Origin of the sequence: Anaeromicrobium sediminis (genome assembly GCF_002270055.1) — a bacterium.
Lineage (GTDB): Bacteria > Bacillota > Clostridia > Peptostreptococcales > Thermotaleaceae > Anaeromicrobium > Anaeromicrobium sediminis.
This window is the reverse complement of sequence record NZ_NIBG01000031.1, coordinates 1-19,481: the sequence shown is the minus strand read 5'-3', so window position 1 is coordinate 19,481 and position 19,481 is coordinate 1. Positions and strand designations below refer to the sequence as shown.

Annotated in this window: 21 protein-coding genes; 14 read left to right on the top strand and 7 right to left on the bottom strand. The window is 31.3% G+C overall.

The genetic code is table 11. The features are described 5' to 3' along the window. The first annotated feature begins 13 nt into the window (after nt 1-13). The 7 genes from moaC to modA are packed head-to-tail and all read left to right on the top strand — an operon-like array spanning nt 14 to nt 4,582. On the top strand, nt 14-496 hold the full coding sequence (gene moaC / locus CCE28_RS20280) for a cyclic pyranopterin monophosphate synthase MoaC (protein WP_095135808.1): 483 nt from the start codon (nt 14-16) through the stop codon (nt 494-496). Next, a complete protein-coding gene (locus tag CCE28_RS20275) occupies nt 486-1,268 on the top strand; it encodes an ABC transporter permease (protein ID WP_207652940.1) in 783 nt (260 codons plus the stop codon). Before moaC ends, CCE28_RS20275 begins: the two co-directional genes overlap by 11 nt. Before the next feature lie 10 nt (nt 1,269-1,278). Beyond that, nucleotides 1,279-1,848: a molybdenum cofactor guanylyltransferase gene (locus tag CCE28_RS20270; protein WP_095135806.1), complete on the top strand. Its 570-nt coding sequence runs from the start codon at nt 1,279-1,281 to the stop codon at nt 1,846-1,848. A 3-nt stretch (nt 1,849-1,851) separates the two neighbouring features. Further along, complete coding sequence (gene mobB / locus CCE28_RS20265) at nt 1,852-2,346, top strand: molybdopterin-guanine dinucleotide biosynthesis protein B (RefSeq protein ID WP_095135804.1); 495 nt, start codon at nt 1,852-1,854, stop codon at nt 2,344-2,346. Between the two features lie 14 nt (nt 2,347-2,360). Further along, nucleotides 2,361-3,332: a GTP 3',8-cyclase MoaA gene (moaA, locus tag CCE28_RS20260; protein ID WP_095135803.1), complete on the top strand. Its 972-nt coding sequence runs from the start codon at nt 2,361-2,363 to the stop codon at nt 3,330-3,332. Between the two features lie 5 nt (nt 3,333-3,337). Beyond that, on the top strand, nt 3,338-3,769 hold the full coding sequence (locus CCE28_RS20255) for an MOSC domain-containing protein (RefSeq protein ID WP_095135802.1): 432 nt from the start codon (nt 3,338-3,340) through the stop codon (nt 3,767-3,769). A gap of 51 nt (nt 3,770-3,820) precedes the next feature. After that, complete coding sequence (gene modA, locus CCE28_RS20250) at nt 3,821-4,582, top strand: molybdate ABC transporter substrate-binding protein (RefSeq protein WP_176461942.1); 762 nt, start codon at nt 3,821-3,823, stop codon at nt 4,580-4,582. A gap of 231 nt (nt 4,583-4,813) precedes the next feature. On the opposite strand, the gene CCE28_RS20245 is transcribed toward modA, so the two are convergent. After that, nucleotides 4,814-4,993, bottom strand: coding sequence for a hypothetical protein (locus CCE28_RS20245; protein WP_095135794.1), 180 nt, complete (start codon nt 4,991-4,993; stop codon nt 4,814-4,816). A 121-nt stretch (nt 4,994-5,114) separates the two neighbouring features. Then, a complete protein-coding gene (locus CCE28_RS20240; RefSeq protein WP_095135791.1) occupies nt 5,115-5,918 on the bottom strand; it encodes a Cof-type HAD-IIB family hydrolase in 804 nt (267 codons plus the stop codon). Nucleotides 5,919-6,135: 217 nt separating this feature from the next. Here CCE28_RS20240 and CCE28_RS20235 point away from each other — a divergent pair, with 217 nt between their 5' ends. After that, complete coding sequence (locus CCE28_RS20235; protein ID WP_095135789.1) at nt 6,136-8,322, top strand: EAL domain-containing protein; 2,187 nt, start codon at nt 6,136-6,138, stop codon at nt 8,320-8,322. Nucleotides 8,323-8,346: 24 nt separating this feature from the next. On the opposite strand, the gene CCE28_RS20230 is transcribed toward CCE28_RS20235, so the two are convergent. From CCE28_RS20230 to CCE28_RS20220, 3 genes are all read right to left on the bottom strand, one after another. Next, nucleotides 8,347-9,639 (bottom strand): VanW family protein, encoded by a 1,293-nt coding sequence (locus tag CCE28_RS20230; protein WP_176461941.1) that lies wholly within the window; start codon nt 9,637-9,639, stop codon nt 8,347-8,349. Between the two features lie 57 nt (nt 9,640-9,696). Beyond that, a complete protein-coding gene (rocF, locus tag CCE28_RS20225; protein WP_095135786.1) occupies nt 9,697-10,593 on the bottom strand; it encodes an arginase in 897 nt (298 codons plus the stop codon). 158 nt (nt 10,594-10,751) lie between these two features. Next, nucleotides 10,752-12,176: an alanine/glycine:cation symporter family protein gene (locus tag CCE28_RS20220; protein ID WP_095135784.1), complete on the bottom strand. Its 1,425-nt coding sequence runs from the start codon at nt 12,174-12,176 to the stop codon at nt 10,752-10,754. Between the two features lie 747 nt (nt 12,177-12,923). On the opposite strand from CCE28_RS20220, the gene CCE28_RS20215 reads away from it, so the two are divergent. Genes CCE28_RS20215 through queC form a run of 6 tightly spaced genes read left to right on the top strand, consistent with a single transcriptional unit; the run spans nt 12,924 to nt 17,049 of the window. After that, the gene (locus CCE28_RS20215; RefSeq protein ID WP_095135782.1) at nt 12,924-13,916 is read left to right on the top strand and encodes a 2-hydroxyacyl-CoA dehydratase family protein; all 993 of its coding nucleotides are present in this window, start codon (nt 12,924-12,926) and stop codon (nt 13,914-13,916) included. A gap of 3 nt (nt 13,917-13,919) precedes the next feature. After that, nucleotides 13,920-14,687 carry an acyl-CoA dehydratase activase gene (locus CCE28_RS20210; protein WP_095135781.1) on the top strand — a complete coding sequence of 256 codons (768 nt, stop codon included), beginning with the start codon at nt 13,920-13,922 and terminating at the stop codon, nt 14,685-14,687. Then, nucleotides 14,688-15,113: a 6-carboxytetrahydropterin synthase QueD gene (gene queD, locus CCE28_RS20205; RefSeq protein ID WP_095135780.1), complete on the top strand. Its 426-nt coding sequence runs from the start codon at nt 14,688-14,690 to the stop codon at nt 15,111-15,113. It abuts the gene before it with no gap. Beyond that, the gene (gene queE / locus CCE28_RS20200) at nt 15,113-15,775 is read left to right on the top strand and encodes a putative 7-carboxy-7-deazaguanine synthase QueE (RefSeq protein WP_330396889.1); all 663 of its coding nucleotides are present in this window, start codon (nt 15,113-15,115) and stop codon (nt 15,773-15,775) included. The genes queD and queE overlap by 1 nt, the downstream gene beginning before the upstream one ends. Before the next feature lies 1 nt (nt 15,776). Next, the gene (gene folE / locus CCE28_RS20195) at nt 15,777-16,355 is read left to right on the top strand and encodes a GTP cyclohydrolase I FolE (RefSeq protein WP_095135778.1); all 579 of its coding nucleotides are present in this window, start codon (nt 15,777-15,779) and stop codon (nt 16,353-16,355) included. A gap of 40 nt (nt 16,356-16,395) precedes the next feature. Continuing rightward, entirely contained in the window at nt 16,396-17,049 is a 654-nt protein-coding gene (gene queC, locus CCE28_RS20190) for a 7-cyano-7-deazaguanine synthase QueC (RefSeq protein WP_095135777.1), read from the top strand. A 207-nt stretch (nt 17,050-17,256) separates the two neighbouring features. Here queC and CCE28_RS20185 read toward each other — a convergent pair whose 3' ends face one another. Then, complete coding sequence (locus CCE28_RS20185) at nt 17,257-18,483, bottom strand: serine hydroxymethyltransferase (protein WP_095135776.1); 1,227 nt, start codon at nt 18,481-18,483, stop codon at nt 17,257-17,259. A 118-nt stretch (nt 18,484-18,601) separates the two neighbouring features. Next, nucleotides 18,602-19,315, bottom strand: a complete 714-nt coding sequence (locus tag CCE28_RS20180; RefSeq protein ID WP_095135775.1) for a response regulator transcription factor — start codon at nt 19,313-19,315, stop codon at nt 18,602-18,604. Between the last annotated feature and the right edge of the window lie 166 nt (nt 19,316-19,481).

Below are 19,481 nucleotides of genomic sequence, written 5' to 3'. Positions count from 1 at the left end.
AGAGGGATTTAAGGTGGAAAATAAGTTGACTCATTTTGATAAAGAAGGAAAAGCCATAATGGTAGATGTGAGTGAAAAGGAAGATACTTCACGAGAAGCTACTGCAAAGGGAAAAGTTATTATGAAAAAAGAAACACTAAATCTAATCAAAAATGGAGAAATGGGAAAGGGTGATGTATTAGGTGTGGCTAGAGTAGCTGGAATAATGGCTGCAAAGCAAACTCATAACATTATTCCCATGTGTCATCCTCTTATGATAACTAAAAGTCAAGTTGACTTTAGTATAATTGAAGAAGAAAATGCCATAGAAGTTATAGGTATAGTTAAAACTACTGGTAAAACAGGCGTTGAAATGGAGGCACTAACAGCCGTATCAGCAGCGGCCCTTACCATATACGATATGTGTAAAGCAGTAGATAAGAAAATGACCATATGTGATGTTCATCTATATAAGAAGACTGGTGGTAAAAGTGGAAATTTCATTCATGAAAAGTAAATTAATAAAAATACTATTGATTCTATGTTTTTTAATAACTATTACTTTCATACTTAGTCCTATTTTAATACTATTTGTTACCTATATTAAAAGGGGAATACAGGAAGTGAATAATCCCTTAGTAATAGATGCTATAAAAGTGAGTTTTAAAAGCACTAGTATTTCTCTTATTATAATAATTATATTAGGTATTCCTAGTGCCTATATTTTAGCCAGAGAAAATTTCTATGGGAAAAAAATTATAGACACTTTGCTAGAATTACCCTTAGTACTGCCACCAGCTGTATCAGGCCTATTACTTTTAATAACCTTTGGTAGAAATGGTTATATAGGAAAAGAATTATATAAATTTGGCGTAAAATTACCATTTACCTTTTGGGCTGTAGTTGTAGCTCAAATATTTGTGGCTCTACCCCTTTTTATTAAAACTGTAAAGTCAGGAATACTAAAGGTGGACAGGGATTTAGAGTTAGCAGCAGCAACTTTAGGAGATAAGCCTTGGCAAGTTTTTATGAGAATTACTTTACCTTTATCCTATGTATCTATCATAACAGGAGGGATTTTAGCCTGGGCAAGGGCATTAGCTGAATTTGGAGCAACCATAATGTTTGCAGGAAATTTAATGGGTAGAACCCAAACTCTACCTTTGGCCATATATAGTGCCATGGAAAAGGGAACAGATTTATCTTTATCCATTGCTGTAATACTAGTTTTCTTATCATTATTAGTATTGTTTATAGTAAAGTTTGGATTTAAAAAATATATGACTTAAAGGTGATTTTATGATAAAAAAGGGAGCCGTAATTTTAGCAGGTGGACAAAGTAGAAGAATGAACTATGAAGACAAAGCCTTTTTAAAAATAGGAAATATGACTTTTGTGGAAAAAATCTTAAATGAAACTTGTGATTATGAGGAACGTATAATAATTTCTAATAATCCACTAAACTACAAAGACATGAATGTTCCTGTTTTTTCAGATATTTTAGAAAGTCAAGGGCCACTGGCGGGAATACATGTGGGACTCAAGAATTCTAAACATGAGCGTAACTTGGTAGTACCCTGTGACATGCCAAATTTGAATAGGGACTTTTTAAATTTCCTAGGAAATATTGAGGAGGACTATGATGCTCTAGTACCTATAATAGGTTCATATGAACAACCCTTATGTGCCATATATAAAAAGAGCATAATATATAAAATAGAAGAGTGTATAAAAAATAGGATATATAAAGTTAAAGAACTTTATAGGGATATATCAGTTAAATATGTTCAGGTACCGAAGAAATATGAGAGTATTTTTATAAATGTAAATACTCCTAGTGAGTACAAACGCTTTTTAAAGGGGGACTAAAAAATGAGTACACCAATTGTATGTGTAGTTGGGAAATCTAATGTGGGAAAAACTACTTTAGTAGAAAAGTTGTTGAGAGAATTAAAAAAGAGAGATTATAAGGTTGGGACGATTAAGCATGATGTTCATGGATTTGATGTGGACAAACCGGGAAAGGATACTTGGAAACATGCCCAAGCAGGAGCTGATTCTGTAATAATATCTTCACCCTATAGAGTTGCAATGATAAAGAAGGTAGAAAAGGAATGGACATTAGACGAATTAATAAAGCTTCACCATGACATGGATCTAATCATATGTGAAGGGTTTAAAAGAAGTAATAAACCTAAGATAGAAATAGTTAGACGTGAACGTTCTACAGAAAATATTTGTTCTCCAGAAGAATTGTTAGCTATAGCCAGTGATATGGATATTAAAGTAGAAGGAGTTACTACTTATGGTATTAATGATGCTGTTGGATTAGTTGATTTAATAGTTGAGAAGATTATTAAAAGATAGGAAGAGTGAATGCCATGTTAGATAAAATGGGTAGACAAATTGAATACTTGAGAGTATCTGTAACAGATAGATGCAATTTAAGATGCGTCTATTGTATGCCAGAGGGTGGTATAGAACAGGTTACTCATGATGAGATACTGTCTTTTGATGAATTATATAGAGTAATTAAAGAAACTACTTATTTAGGAATTAAAAAAGTGAGAATAACAGGTGGGGAACCTCTTGTGAGAAAGGGTATTATTTCTTTTATTAAAAAAGTAAAAGAAATAAAGGGGATAGAAGAAGTATGCCTTACTACTAATGGAATACTATTAGCAGATTATATGGATCAGTTGTATGAAGCTGGGCTCGATAGGATAAACATAAGTCTAGACACTTTTAATTGCGATAGATATAAGAGCATAACTAGAAGGGATGGGCTTGATAAAGTACTAAAGGCAATAGAGTTAGGTGTAGAGAAGGGCTTTAAAAGGATAAAAGTAAATACTGTAATAATAAAAGAATTAAACTACGAAGAAATTGAAGACTTTGTAAATCTAGCAGAAGAATATGATATAGATGTACGATTTATAGAATTAATGCCCATTGGTGAGGCGAAAGGTTATACACCTACTTCCAATGATGAAATAAAGGGAATAATAAAAATGCATAGAAAACTATATCCTGTTTATAGTAAAAAAGGGTCAGGTCCTGCTAAGTACTATAAGACTAATGGTTCTAAGGGCAGAATAGGATTTATTAGTGCTATGAGCCATGAATTTTGTCAGGAGTGCAATAGAATACGAATTACTCCCGAAGGTTTTTTAAAGCTATGTCTACACTCTAATAAAGGAATTGATTTAAAAGAATTACTTAGGAACAATATAGATGATTATGAATTGAGGCATATAATAAAAGATGCAGTAGAAAACAAGCCAGATAGACACCACTTTAATGAAAATAGTGAAGATGAAGACAATAGACTGATGTCTCAAATAGGAGGGTGAAAATAATGGGAAAAATAATGGCTGTATGTATAAGTGAAAAAAAGGGAACACAAAAGAAGGATATAAAAGAATGTGAATTAGTAGAAAACTTTGGATTAAAAAATGATGCCCACGGTGGAAAGTGGCATAGACAAGTAAGTTTATTATCCTATGAAAAGATAGAAGATTTTAAAGCAAAGGGAGTACAAGTTGGAGATGGAGATTTTGGAGAGAACTTAGTAGTTTCAGGAATAGATTTATCATCTTTACCTGTAGGAACTAAGCTTACAGTAAATGATGCACTACTAGAAGTTACTCAAATAGGAAAAGAGTGTCACCACCATTGTCAAATATACCATGCAGTGGGAGATTGTATCATGCCTAGGGAAGGAATATTTGTTAGAGTATTAAAAGGTGGAGCAGTTAAAACTGGAGATGAAATTTCAATAGTTGAGTAGACTTTTATAATTAGGTAATATCGATCGTAAGAATAGGAGATGAATCCTCAAATGATGAAAAAGGTAATATCCATAATAGTATCAATTATATTAGTAATAGGCTTAAGTGCCTGTGGCCAAAGTACTGAGAAAAAAGATATAACAGTATTTGCGGCAGCATCATTAACGGAGAGTATGAATGAAATAAAGGACACCTACGAAAAAGAAAACCCTAATGTGAATATAGTACTTAATTTAGATAGTTCAAGTAGATTAAGAGTTCAAATTGAAAAGGGTGTAGATGCAGACATATATTTATCTGCTAATAAAAAACATGCTAAGGCATTAGTAGAACAGGGATTATCTGATAATGAATCTGAATTTGTGAAAAATACAATGGTATTTGTTACTCCTAAAGATGGAAAAATAAAATCTTTAGAAGATCTAATTAAACCCTATAATATAGTCATAGGACAAAAGGAAGTGCCAGCAGGGGGGTATGCCCTAGAAGTTATTCATAAATTAGACTCTAAATATAAAGGTGCATATGAAGAAAAGGTTTTAGATAATATAGCATCTCGTGAAAATAATGTGAAACAAGTTCTAGCAAAGGTCTTATTAAAAGAGGCAGATGGAGCCTTTGTATATTCATCTGATGTTACTAAAGAGATAAAGGATGAAGTTAATATTATAGAAATTCCAAAAGAATATAATACAGAAGCTGAGTATAGAGCCTGTATACTGGCTAAAGATACAGAAACGGCAGCTCTATATGAATATATTATGGGAGAGCCAGGACTAGGAATATTTGAAAAATATGGATTTGAAAAGTAGCAATGGAATGATTATATGAATTTAACTTACCTATAAAAGTAGATGATTTTATTATCTACTTTTTTACTTACTAAGAAATTATAATATCCTCAGAACTATGGTAAGTAAAAAAATAAGGGGGTGTGGCGGAAGAATTTCCCTGCCTCTTTAAAGGAGGGTGCTCAGATTGCGAGGGCAGACGCCTGCGGGAACCATAGGGTTCCATAAGGTCGCATAGGTCGTATTCCTTTTTTACTTGCTAGGTCTATTATAAATATTGGCTGCAACAGGACCTGTTAAAACGAATAAAGCTAAGAGCCTTATGGCTTTCATATATTGTCCACTAAACATATTTAGTATAGAATATATGAAAATAATTGGTGATAGTACTATTATGATTTTTAGTATATTATCAAATTTGCCATTTAACATGAGTAATCCCTACCTTTTTATTAATATTATAACATTATGTATTCTTTTATAAAAATATAAGTATTAAAAAAGAAACATCTATTATAATGCTTCTTTTTTAGTACTCATACTTTTATAAAATTTATTTTTTCTTTAATATAAATTTTTCTAAAACATAATTAACCCCATCTTCATCATTTGAATGGGTTACATAATCGGCCACTTCCTTTAGATAATCAGGAGCATTTCCCATGGCAACTCCTAGGCCTGCATATTGTATCATATCCATATCATTAAAGTTATCACCTATTGATATAATTTCTGCCTTTTTTATATGGAATTTATTGGCTAAAAATTCAAGGGCATTTCTTTTATTGGCATCCTTGTGAACAATTTCTACGAAATAGGGCAATGAGAAATAAAAGGTTAATTTATCCTTATAAATTTCATATAACCTATGGACATTATGCTCTAAAGCGTATCTATCCCTACTGCTGATTAATATTTTTACAACAGAATCATCAAAGGTTTCATAGATGTTTTCTACAATTTTTGGTTCTGCCATATCTATCTGTTCATGGATATGCATATTTTCAGGGTCTTCAATTAAAATATCATCATCCTTATAAACACTTAAGGACAATTTAGTGTCATGACAGTATTTTACAATTTCTTCATAGTAGGGTTTTGAAATTGTCTTTTTATAATATTCTTTACCCGTCTTTGCACACCTAATAAGAGAACCATTACAAGTAATTAAAGGTACGTCTAATTGTAGTGTCTTAGCAAAAGGGATTGCAGCAAGATACATTCTACCTGTAGATAGGGTTATTATTACTTTTTTATCTATTACCTTTCTAGCTGTTTCTATGGTCTTTTTGGATATCTCTAGATTTGGTGTAAGAAGAGTACCATCCATATCTATTGCAACAAGCTTATAATCCATAAAATTATCTCCTTAATTCATTTAATATATTAAAAACTTCTTTAGATATAGTTTGTTCAAATTTCTTATAGTATAAACCTATATTGGGACTATTAAATTGAAAAATGCAAAAGCATAAGAATGATTTGTAGCATGTAAATTTTTTTGATATTATTTTTATATACTAAAAAACATTTATTACATTATAAGGCAGAAAATATAAAAAAGGAGGGTGAAATTGATTAATCTAAGACGGGGATTTAAGGATGAGAATGGTGAACAATACCGTTCTATAGTGGAGAATATGGATGAATTGATTTGTAAATTCCTTCCGGATACCACTTTGATTTTTGTAAATAATGCTTATTGTGATTACTTTAATAAACGGGCTAGTGAATTAATTGGAACCAAGTTTTTAGAATTAATTCCTAAAACACATCATATGTTTGTGATGGAAAAGTTAAAATCATTTAATATAAATAATCACACTATTACATATGAGCATAGTGTAGTAAATGCCAAAGGAAAAACTTCATGGATAAAATGGACAGATAAAGCAATCTTTGATGAGAATGATAACATTATTGAATTTCAGTCTATTGGTACAGATATTACTCACCTTAAAAAAAAGGAAGAGAATTTGCAAAATGAATATAATGAAATAGAATTAGAAGTGAGAAAAAGGACTAAGGATTTAGAAGAGTCTAATAACAAATTAGAAAAAGAAATCAAACGTAAAACAATTATGGAAAAAGAATTGCGTGATAGTGAAGAACGATATCGTAAAATAGTAGAACTTTCACCTAATGGAATCTTTATACATATTGAAAGAAAAATAGTTTTTGCCAACTCCTCAATTACTAAACTTTTAGGGGGAGAAGAACCAGAAGAATTGATTGGAAAAAATATTTTGAGTTTTATTCATAGAGACTATCATAGCAAGGTAGAAAGTCGATTAAGCAATTTAAACATTAATAAGGACATGCCCCTTGCTAAATATAAGTTTATTAAGGTAGATGGTAAAACTATAGATGTTGAAGTAACTACAACTTTTTTCACATACCAGGGAAAACCTGCAATTTTCAGTATCGCTCGAGATATATCTCATCGTATAGAAAGTGAAAAACAAATTAAGTATATGGCTTATTATGATACATTGACTGAGTTGCCCAATAGGCATTTCTTAAACCATTATTTTGAAGAAATTATAAAAAAAGATGACAGGAAACAAACATTGGCAGTTATGTTTATTGACTTAGATAGGTTTAAAATCATAAATGATACGTTAGGACATACCTTTGGAGATATGGTTTTAAAACAAGTTTCAAGGCGATTGGTTAAATACATAGGTAAGGATCATACTATTTGCCGTCATGGTGGGGATGAATTTATCATCTTGATGAGTAATGTAAGCAAAGAAAAAACATCACAAATGGCAGAGGGAATTATAAGTGAGTTTACTAAAGAATTTATTATAGAAAATCATAAGATTTTCATTTCTCCTAGTATTGGAATTAGTTTATATCCTTTTGATGGACATGATGGAGAAACATTGATTAAATGTGCTGACATGGCCATGTATTTAGCTAAAGAGAAAGGGAGAAACAATTATCAGTTTTATATATCTAATCTAAGTCAGAGAGCTTGTAAAAAGATGTATTTAGAAAATGGTTTAAGAAAAGCATTAGAAAATAATGAATTTACACTATATTATCAACCTCAATTTAATTTAAGTACGGAGAAATTTATAGGGGTAGAAGCCTTAATCCGTTGGGAACATCCTGACTTTGGAATCGTATCACCTATGGAGTTTATTCCCTTAGCGGAAGAAAGTGGACTTATTATACCTATTGGTAAATGGATTCTTGAAAATGCGTGTAGACAAAATAAAATATGGGAGGAAGCTGGTTTTCCTCAAATAAATATAGCTGTTAATATTTCACCTGTTCAGTTTAAAAGTAAAGATTTTGTAAAAATGGTGGAGGGAGTATTAAAGGATACAAATATTGACCCTAAATATTTAGAGTTAGAAATTACTGAAAGCATTATGCAAAATATGGAAGATTCAATTTTAATATTGAATAAATTAAAAAATATAGGAATTAAAGTATCAATCGATGATTTTGGGACAGGGTATTCATCTCTAAGTGTTTTACAAAATCTACCCATAGATACTTTGAAAATTGATCAATCTTTTATAAATGACATTAAAGAGGACTTTAATATATCTCCAATTGTTAAAACAATAATAGATATGGGAAATAACTTAAACCTAAATATAATAGCAGAAGGAATAGAGCGTGAATATCAAATAGAATATTTAAAGGAAAATAAATGTTTTATTGGACAAGGTTACTTATTAAGCAAGCCACTATCTGTGGAAAAGATTAATGACATTTTTAAAAAATTTATTTATAAAGGATAAATAATATAATAGGAAAAGAAGCATCTACTGGGATGCTTCTTTTTTAGTACCTATTTTTATTATTTTAGGAGTAGTTCTGTAGTAGTCTTTAGAAACCACATAGGAATCTAGCAGTTCTCCATTTTTATAAACTTCTTTGATTAACTTAGAACTATATCCTGTATGGCCTTTATCTGTGACCTTTTCTTCTCCTGGATTTAGATTAGGATCTTCTATTTTTTGAACAGAGGCGTATTTTTTACTTAATACTTTAGATATTAATTTAATTTCCTTATCTAGTTTTTTACCATAAATTTTAAAGGTAACTGTATTTTTAGTAGTACTGCCATAAATATAAAGATCTTTATCCGTATTGTTTTTAAATTTAAAATCTTGAACTCCCCAGGATACGGTGGCATCTCTACTTAAAGGAACATATGGAACTGTAAGGGAATGATTACTTCTATCTACTATTTCTAAATCACCTAATAAAGTTGCATTATATAGAGTAGTAGAGGTTTGACAGATACCTCCTCCTAAGCCCTTAGAAACTCGCCCATTTGCATATACTCCTGCTACCTTAAAGCCACGTTCACTTGTACGTCTACCTACTGTTTCATTGTATGAAAATACTTCTCCAGGTTTTAGTAATGTTCCATTAATATAACTAGTAGCTACAGCTATATTAGTAGAACGTGGCTTGTTTGAGGCTGAGTATTTTGTAGTAAATTCACTAAGTAATTCTAATTCCATGTTTTGAAAGGTCTTTGTTGTAACAGAGGCAGTGGCTAATTTTGTAGGGACAGTAAAGATATTTTTCCCAATTAAAGGAGTGGCCTTTATATTTTCCATGAGCTTAGCTTTGTCAAACTCAAAGGAATTTACTTCTGGAATTACAGTAATATTATCCCCTGATATATGTAATTTAGCATTTTCCATAAGTGGTATAGGGATTTCATCTAATGGAGCTAAAGCAGCTAGGAAGTTCTTTTCATCTACAATATAATGGGCTTTTAAGTGTACGTCCTTATTAGGACCGATTTGGTCATTAAAATATATGGAATTGTAAATATCATTAGCCACTGATACTTTATCTAATTTGAATCCTAAATCTTTTAATTTGTAGTTTAAGGTCATATTTTCATCTTCATGAGTATAGGTTATTATTATTTCATTATTTAAAATAGAATTTTCTATAGAAATAAGACTTTCATTTAGCTTGTCTATATTTTCTACTTTAATATCTTCCACATAAATATTAGGACTTTCTCCATAGGATAAAGTAAAAGAAAGAATAAAGACCATAATAATGCAGCTTAATAATTTAGTTTTTTTCATAAGAAAACCTCCTCCCATAAAGTATATGAGAAGAGGGTTAATTTAATGACCAAGTTATTAAGTTAATTTATTAAAAATATGATCAAGTAAATCTATGCTTAAATTACCTGTTACATTATTTTTATCAAGTAAAACGTTATATTCCACAAAATCCATGGACTTTACCAAGTTTGTAGAAGCAAATAAACTAAAAAACTCTTTTGCATCTTCAAGGGAAAAACCGTTCCCTACAGGAGTACCTGTTCCTGGAACTAAGCTTGCATCTAAAAAGTCTAAATCAAAACTTATGTGAAGAGCTTCTATACCAGAACTTTTAACATTTTCCATTATTTCATCAAATATGCCTTTAATAGTACGTTTACGAATATATTCTGGTGAGTAGACCTTTAAATCTTTTTCTTTTATAAATTCCCTTTCACCTGAGTCAATGTCCCTAGCTCCAATTATGAAAACGTTTTTAGATGGAATAGGAGAACCATGTGAATAAATATTTTCTATTCCATTATCCCCAAGGCCCATAGCATAGGCTAGTGGCATACCATGAAAATTGCCTGAAGGGGAAGTTTTGTAAGTGTTAATGTCTGTGTGGGCATCAAACCATACTACACCAAAGTTTTTATAAACACTACTAATGCCTGCAATACTTCCTAGGGCAACAGAGTGGTCCCCACCAATAACTAGTGAAAAATAATTGTTTTTTAGTGAAAGTGAAACTAGATGTGCAATACTTGAGTTTAAATTCATAAGTGGGTTATAGTATTTCACATTACTATGATCTGAGAACTTATCTTCTGTAGATACAGTAGGTACATAAACATTTCCAAGATCGTAGACCTTGTGAGTTTTATTAAGTACACTTAGTAGACCCAGCTGTCTAAGTTTGTTGGGTGCCAGATCAGGTCCCTTTTTGTCGGCTCCATAAAAGGTTGGAGCACCTATTAAGTTAATATTCATAGTCCATCTCCTTAAAACATAATAATCTCCGTAGTAATATTTTAGCATTTTGGATGAATTTTTGCAAAATAATGAAATGTTAGAAAAAAGAATTTGATAAAAATAAAAGCCTCGACAGAATTTTGCCGAGGCTTTGGTTGCTACAGTAATTTTTCCTATTAATTAGCTTTTTTTATACCTTCAATATTATTTTCCCAACATTCAGCGTTTGTTACGCCTTCAATGTTAGATGATTTGAATACTGGATCTTTTCCTTCTTTCTTTTGTTTAGCATAGTCTTTTAATGCAGCAAAGGCAATATGTCCTAAAAGACCAATTGCAATTAAGTTTATAAGAGCCATAAGTCCCATGAATAGATCAGCTAAATCCCATACGATTTGGATTTTTGCAACAGAACCAAAATAAACCATACCAACAACACAAACTCTATATATTGTTAACCAAATTGCATTTCCATTTATAAACTCTATATTAGTTTCACCATAGTAGTAGTTTCCTATAATAGAACTAAATGCAAATAATAATATACATATTGCTACAAAAGTACCTCCCCAGGAACCAACTTGAGAACTTAAAGCTATTTGAGTTAATTGGATACCTGTTAAATCTCCATTTGTGTATACACCAGATAACAGGATTATAAACGCAGTTGCACTACAGATTAAAATAGTATCTGTAAATACTCCTAAGGTTTGAATTAAACCTTGTTTTACTGGGTGAGATACCTCAGCTGTAGCAGCTGCGTTAGGGGCACTTCCCATTCCTGCTTCGTTTGAGAATAATCCTCTTTTAATACCTTGCATTAAAGCTACACCAATGGCACCACCAGCAGCTTGTTTAAAGCCTAAGGCACTTCCAATTATCAAACTAAATATTTGTGGAATAGCTGCCATGTTTTTAACTATTACAAATGTTGCAATTATTACATAGGCAACTGCCATCACAGGAACGATGACTTCTGCTACTCTTGCAATTCTTTTTACTCCACCAAATATAATTATTCCAGTTACCACTGATAATATAATTCCCATCATACTTCTGCTAGTATCAAATGACTCTTGGAATGATAAAGCAATAGTATTTGATTGAACTGAATTAAATACTAAACCGAAACATAATGTTATAAGGATTGAGAATATAATACCCATCCATCTTTTGTTTAAAGCCTTTTCCATATAGTAAGCAGGACCACCTCTATAACCGTCCTTGTCCTTAACCTTGTAAATTTGAGCTAAGGTACTTTCCACAAAACTTGAAGCTCCACCTATTAAAGCTATAAGCCACATCCAAAACACAGCTCCAGGACCCCCTGTTGCGATTGCTATGGCAACACCAGCTAAGTTACCAGTACCTACTCTAGATGCAGTAGATATACAGAAAGCTTGAAAAGATGAAATACCTTCTCCCTTTTCCTGTTTAGCTCCATCTGTTAGGAGTCTAATCATTTCTCTTATAAATTTAAATTGTACAAAATTAGTTCTAAATGAAAAGTAAATTCCAAGAACGATTAATAAAAAGATAAGTACATAAGACCACAATAAAGTGTTAAGACTTCCGACTATATTTGTCAATAAGTTTCCCATTGTTCAATCTCCTTTCTTGTAGTAAAATTATTTTTAAACAATGAGGATATTATAGCAAAAAACTGCATATGTATCAATATTTATATTATTTTATACACCGATCAACAAATGTACGAGGATTAAAAACGCAAGTCTATCTGTTGATGTTGCTGGTGAATGGGCGCGAAATGGGACCCAAGTTCTATAAAAACCTACGAAAGAAATGTTGCATAAACTTGCAAAAAACATAAATAAAAGATGGATAATTAATGGAAAGGATTCAAATAACAGAGTATTTCTAAAAATTTCAAAAAACTTCAAATTCTATATACAAATAAATGATTTAATATTAAATCATCATATATTGTTGAATTTAGTCTAATATGATGTTATAATAAAGTTTCAAAATGAATAGGAAAGACAGTTCGTAACCATCCTGTCTATAAACAAAACTAGGACTTAACTATCTCAAGGTAGTTTTTTGTTTATAGGGCAGATTATGCCCTTTTTTTATTGTCTAGAAAAGTTAATTGACACAAAACATATAAATCAATAAAAAAAGGAAGGGGTTGTAGGGGAAGAGTTCCCCTGCCCGCTCTAAAGGAAGGTGCTCAGATTGCAGTAGCAATCGTCGAAGGAAACCATAGGGTTTCATAGCGAAGCATACGAAGTATGCCTTTTTGTTGTTTTTTCAACTAAAAGAGGGCTAATACTGTCCTTTTGTAGTGCTACTTTGTTATATGAGTAAGAGGAAATGGAGGATATTCATTGAAAAAAATAGGATTAACTACAACGGTGCCTGTTGAGGTACTTTTAGCTGCTGGATATAAACCAATAGATTTAAATAATATATTTATAACTGATGAGGATCATAAAAAATATATAGATATAGCTGAAAGAGATGGATTTCCCAAAAGTCTTTGTGCCTGGATAAAGGGTATATATGGAGTTTGTATAGATAAGGGAATAAAAGAAATTGTAGGAGTTACAGAAGGAGATTGTTCTAATACAAAGGGCCTTATAGAAGTATTAGGATTAAAGGGAATAAAAGTACATCCCTTTGGATTTCCACATAGTCATAAAATGAAAGATTTAAAGATACAAATAGATGATCTTATGGACAGATTCAATGTAACTATAGATGAAGTAGAAAAGGTAAGACAAGAGATAAATGAAGTTAGAAAATTAGGTATTGAAATAGACAGATTAACATATGAAGATTTAAAAGTTAGCGGTTTTGAAAACCACTTGTATGAAGTATCATTTAGTGATTTATGGGGAGATATTAATATCTTTAGAGAAGAACTAAAGAATAGAATAGATGAATATAAGAAAAGAAAAAAGTTTAATAAGGTTTTAAGAATAGGATACATAGGAGTTCCTCCTATGACAGCAGACTTATATGATTTTGTAGAGGAACAAGATGGACTTATTGTATACAATGAGGTTCAAAGGGAATTTGCTTTCCCAAGAGCTCATGAGGCTAAAGACATTTATGAACAATATTATGACTACACTTATGTATATGATGTGAACTTTAGAATAAAAGAGTTAAAAAGGCAAATAGACATAAGAAAGTTAGATGGAATAATCCATTATACTCAAGCCTTTTGTTATAGGGCCATAGAAGATATTGTATTAAAAGAGAAGTTAGATATTCCTATTCTAAATATAGAAGGAGATACTAGCAATAAATTAGATGAAAGAACAAAGCTTAGACTAGAAGCATTTTTAGACATGCTGAAGGATTTAAAGGAGTAGGATATGAAAATATTAGGTATAGATTTAGGAAGCCGAGAAGTAAAGATAGCCTTAATGGAAAATAAGGAAGTTATAAAGACTTTTAAAATAAGTACCATGTCCTTTTACAGGGACTATTGTACTTATGATGAAAAGATAATAGTTAATTTAGATAAACTTAAAATTAAAGATGTGGATATTTATGTGTCTACGGGATATGGAAGAAATAATACGGATCTAAGTAAATTTAAAGCCATAAATGAAATAAAAGCTCACGTATATGGAGCTATATACCAAACTGATTTAAAGGACTTCATATTATTAGATGTGGGTGGCCAAGATGTGAAAATAGTAAAGGTAGAAAAGGGTATTATAACAGATTTAGAATTAAATGAAAAATGTGCTGCTTCCTGTGGTAGATATTTGGAAAATATGGCTAATGTATTAGAAATTGACCTAGATGAAATGAGTAAATACTACAAGGACCCAGTAGAATTAAATGCCACCTGTGCAGTATTTTCAGAATCGGAATTAATAGGACAAATTGCAAAGGGTGTAGATATTAAGAGATTGTGTGCAGGCGTAAATTATTCAATGTATAAGAGATTAAGACCTATGCTTACTAAGTTTAGAGGAAAAAAATTAGTATTAGTAGGTGGAGTATCTAAAAATGAAGCGATAGAAAAATATTTAGTAAATGATTATGATGAAATAATTAAAGTTTCTAATCCTCAATTTAATGGGGCAATTGGATCTTGTTATTATGGTGAAAAGGTAAATGGAGGTAAATAGATGTATATATTAAGATCAGAGCATAGTTTCGATAGTGCCCACTTTTTAGCTGGATACGAAGGAAAGTGTAGTAATATTCATGGACATAGATGGAGAGTAGTGGTAGAGGTTATGGAAGAGAAATTAAAATCTGGTGGCCAATTAGATGGAATGGTTGTAGATTTTGGAGATTTAAAAAATGATTTAAAGGAAATAGTAGACTTCCATGACCACAAATTAATAATAGAAATGGGAACTATGAAAAAACACCTGGTAGAACTTTTAAAAGAAGAAGGATTTAAAATAATGGAAGTTAATTTTAGACCTACTGCTGAAAACTTTTCTAAGTATTTTTATGATTATATTACACAAAAGGGATATAAGGTAAAAAGGGCAGAAGTCTATGAAACACCGACTAATTGTGCCATATATGAAGGAGAAAGATAATGTATAAGGTAGTAGAACATTTTATAAGCATAAACGGAGAAGGAAAAAGAGCGGGAGAATTGGCTTTATTTATTAGATTTAAGGGGTGTAACCTTACATGTAGTTATTGCGATACTATGTGGGCTAATAGGGAGCATACTAAATTTACTTTTATGAATAAAGAAGAAATACATAACCTTATTAAAGAGAGTAAGGTTAAAAATGTGACTCTAACAGGTGGTGAACCATTACTTCAAGATAATATGTATGAACTCCTGGAGTTTATTTCACAAGATAAAAGTGTTAATATAGAAATTGAAACAAATGGAAGTGTGGATATAGGTACTTTTTCAAAATTAGATAATCCACCTTCCTTTACTCTGGACTATAAATTACCATCAAGCAACATGGAAGATCTAATGTATACTAATAACTATAATTATTTAAAAAATAGTGATGTGGTTAAATTTGTGGCAGGGACAAAGTCAGATTTAGATAGGGCAAAAGAAATTATAAAAAAATATGATTTAACTAATAAGTGTCATGTATACTTAAGTCCTTCCTTTGAAGAAATTACTCCTGCACAGATTGTAGAGTATATGAAAGAAAATAGATTGAATGATGTGAAACTTCAACTACAAATGCATAAATTCATTTGGGACCCAGAGGAAAGGGGAGTTTAAAATGAACATAAAAAAAATAGAAGAACATGTAAGAGGAATACTAGAGGCACTAGGTGCTGATACGGAAAGTGAAGGGTTAAGAGAAACTCCTTTGCGAGTGGCTAAAATGTACGAAGAAGTATTTGAAGGAATGAAATACTCAAATGATGACTTAGCTGAAATGTATGGAAAGACATTTGAAGAAAATATAAAGAGTAACAATAGTGAAAATGACATGGTATTAATGAAGGATATAGAAATATTTAGTCATTGTGAGCATCATTTAGCTTTAATGTATAACATGAAAGTATCTGTAGCTTACATTCCAAAGGTTAAGATAATAGGTCTTAGCAAAATAGCAAGAATTGCAGATATGGTAGGAAGAAGGCTACAACTTCAAGAGAGAATTGGAGAAGATATAGCTGATATAATAATGAAGATAACTGAAAGTGAAGACGTGGCAGTTATTATTGAAGGTGAACATGGTTGTATGACAGTTAGAGGAATTAAAAAAACTGGTACAAAGACTATGACGACCACCCTAAAAGGTAGATTTAATACGGATGTAATGTTGAACAATAGATTATTTAGAATGATATAAGGGGAATTTACTTCCCCTACATAGAAGGAGTTGAAGGTACATGAATAATGAAAAAGCTGTTGTAGTATTTAGTGGAGGGCAAGATAGTACTACATGTTTGTTTTGGGCTAAAGAAAAGTTTGGAGATGTTATAGCCATTTCCTTTGATTATAATCAAAAACATAAATTTGAATTAGAGTGCGCAAAGGATATATGTAAAAAACATGGTATAGAGCATCATATATTAGATTTAGGATTACTAAATCAATTAGCACCTAACTCATTAACTAGGGTAGACATAGAAGTGGACAAGACAGCTCCTAAGGAAGGATTACCAAATTCCTTTGTGGATGGAAGAAACTTATTATTCTTTACCTTTGCCGCTGTATTTGCAAAGCAAAGGGGAATCAATCACATAGTAACAGGAGTATCTCAAAGTGATTATAGTGGATATCCAGATTGTAGAGATGTATTTATCAAGTCTTTAAATGTAACACTAAATTTATCTATGGACTATGAGTTTGAAATCCATACACCACTTATGTGGATAGACAAGGCAGCAACATGGAAGATGGCAGACGATTTAGGAGTGCTTCATATAGTTAAGAATGAAACATTAACTTGCTATAACGGAATTGTAGGAAATGGATGTGGAGATTGTCCAGCCTGCGATTTAAGGAAGAAAGGCTATTTAAAATTTAAAGAAATGAAATAGGGATAGTTACAATGATACAATAAATAATATAAATTTAAAGGTATATATTTAAAAAATTTAGGCTATAAATATAATATGGTGTGATGCTATTAGGGTCAAGGGTCCTAGTGGCATGCACTACTCCTTTATAATAGGAAAGGTATGATACGTTCTAGGCAGTATCATACCTTTCTTTTTTGTTATTGATTAGGGAATATTAATATAAAATTAATTGTCCATAGCAAGGCTTTGAACTTGTATTTTTACCTGTTCTAGCATTTCTTTATTATTTATATTATCTGCTACCTTGTTTATTAAATCTGCTATTTGATCCATTTGTGCCTCTTTCATTCCCTTTATGGTCATGGCTGTAGTACCTATCCTTATACCACTTGTTATCATAGGTTTTTGTGGGTCATAAGGAATCATATTTTTATTTACCGTAATCCCCACACTAGAGAGGGCGTTATCAAGGTCTGCTCCAGTTAAACCCTTAGGACGAAGGTCCACTAACAATAGATGATTATCTGTACCACCTGTTACTAGTCTAAAGCCTTTGTTAGATAATTGCTTCCCCAGGTGTTTTGAATTTTTTACTACTTGTTTCATGGTCTTTTTAAATTCATTAGTCATGGCATTTTTAAAAGTAAAGGCTTTGGCAGCCATAGTATGAAGATGACAAGAACCTTGTACTCCAGGAAAAACTGCCTTATCTAATGATTTGGCAAATTCTTCTTTACAAAGGACAAAACCTCCCCTAGCGCCAGCTAAAGTCTTTGTAGTAGTAGAAGTTACAAAATCCGCATGAGGCACAGGGGAAGGATGGATTCCTGCTGCTACTAGTCCTGCAACGTGTGCCATGTCAACTAGGAAATATGCATTAACAGATTTTGCAATATATCCTATCCTTTCATAATCTATAAAACGAGGGTAGGAGCTAGCTCCAGTGACTATGAGCTTAGGCATGAATTCTTTTGCCAACTTTTCTAATTCTTCATAATCTATTAATTCAGTTTCTTTATTTAATCCATAGGACATGAAATTATATATCTTTCCTGAAAAATTCACCTTAGAACCGTGAGTCAAATGACCACCCTGGTCTAGCCTAAGTCCCATAACTTTATTCTGGGGATTTAATATGGATGCATATACACATTGATTAGCTTGAGAGCCAGAATGGGGTTGTATATTTGCGTGCTGGGCACCGAATAATTCTTTAGCCCTTTCTATTGCCAAGGTCTCCATTTTATCAATTACCTCATAGCCAGAATGATACCTTCTGCCAGGAAATCCTTCCATAGTTTTGTTAGTTAGTATACTTCCTTGGAGTTCTAATATTTCTCTAGGAACGAAACTTTCTGATGCAATCATTTCAAGGCTATTTTGTTGACGATTATATTCTTCTATTACAATATCATACAATTTTGAATCACTGTTTTTTAATGTTTCTAGCATTTTACATCCCCCTTTACTCTAGTTTATTATTTATTCCTCTAATTTATTATTTCATATAATATGGAGAATAAATATTAACTAAAATGATGGGTTTTTGAACAAAATTAACTAGTAATCATTATTTGTATAAAATAGTTGAATGTTTTTCCCTAAATTTTTTAGGAGTAGTATTATGACATTGTTTAAAGTTTCTATAAAAATAGTTTAAATTATTATATCCAACTAAATGGGAAATTTCTTGGATAGTCAAGTTGCTTTCAATTAGTAACTCCTGTGCCTTTTTTATGCGTAGTTCATTTAAATAGGTTATGAAGTTTTTATTTAAATATTTTTTGAACATCCTAGATAGGTGATTAGGGCTTAAATAAAAGTGTTGAGCACATTTATTAAGTTCTAAATTCTTTTCATAATTATTATTTATATAATTTATAATTTCATTGAAGGTTTCATTTTTAGTGTATATAAAGTCTATGTTCTCTTTAATAGTTTTAATAAATTGATTATTATCAATGGGTTTTAATAATATATCCTTGGCTCCCAATCTTAAGGCCTGCTGAGCATACTCAAAATATGCATAGGCTGTTATGACTATGAATTTTATAGCGCCATCATAAGAACTATTGATTTTTTCCATCACTTGAAGGCCATTGTATACTGGCATTTGTATATCAATAAAAACCACTTGAGGCTTTAATTTGTGAATAAGGTCTATGGCCTCATCGCCACTATAGGCATGACCTATAATCTCTATGGGGAAATTATTCATATTGACTAAATACTTTATTATTTCTCCAGAAGATTTTTCATCATCTACTACTAAGGCTCTTAACATGGTTCACCTCCTAAGTTTCTATGGTGAGAAGGCAGGAAAATTTTTATACGGGTACCTTCATTCTCCAGACTTTGTATATCAATATGAAAGTTTTTTCCGTAGATCATTTCTAATTTTGAATATATCATTTTTAATCCACTTATGGAGTTACTAGTATTGTTAATAA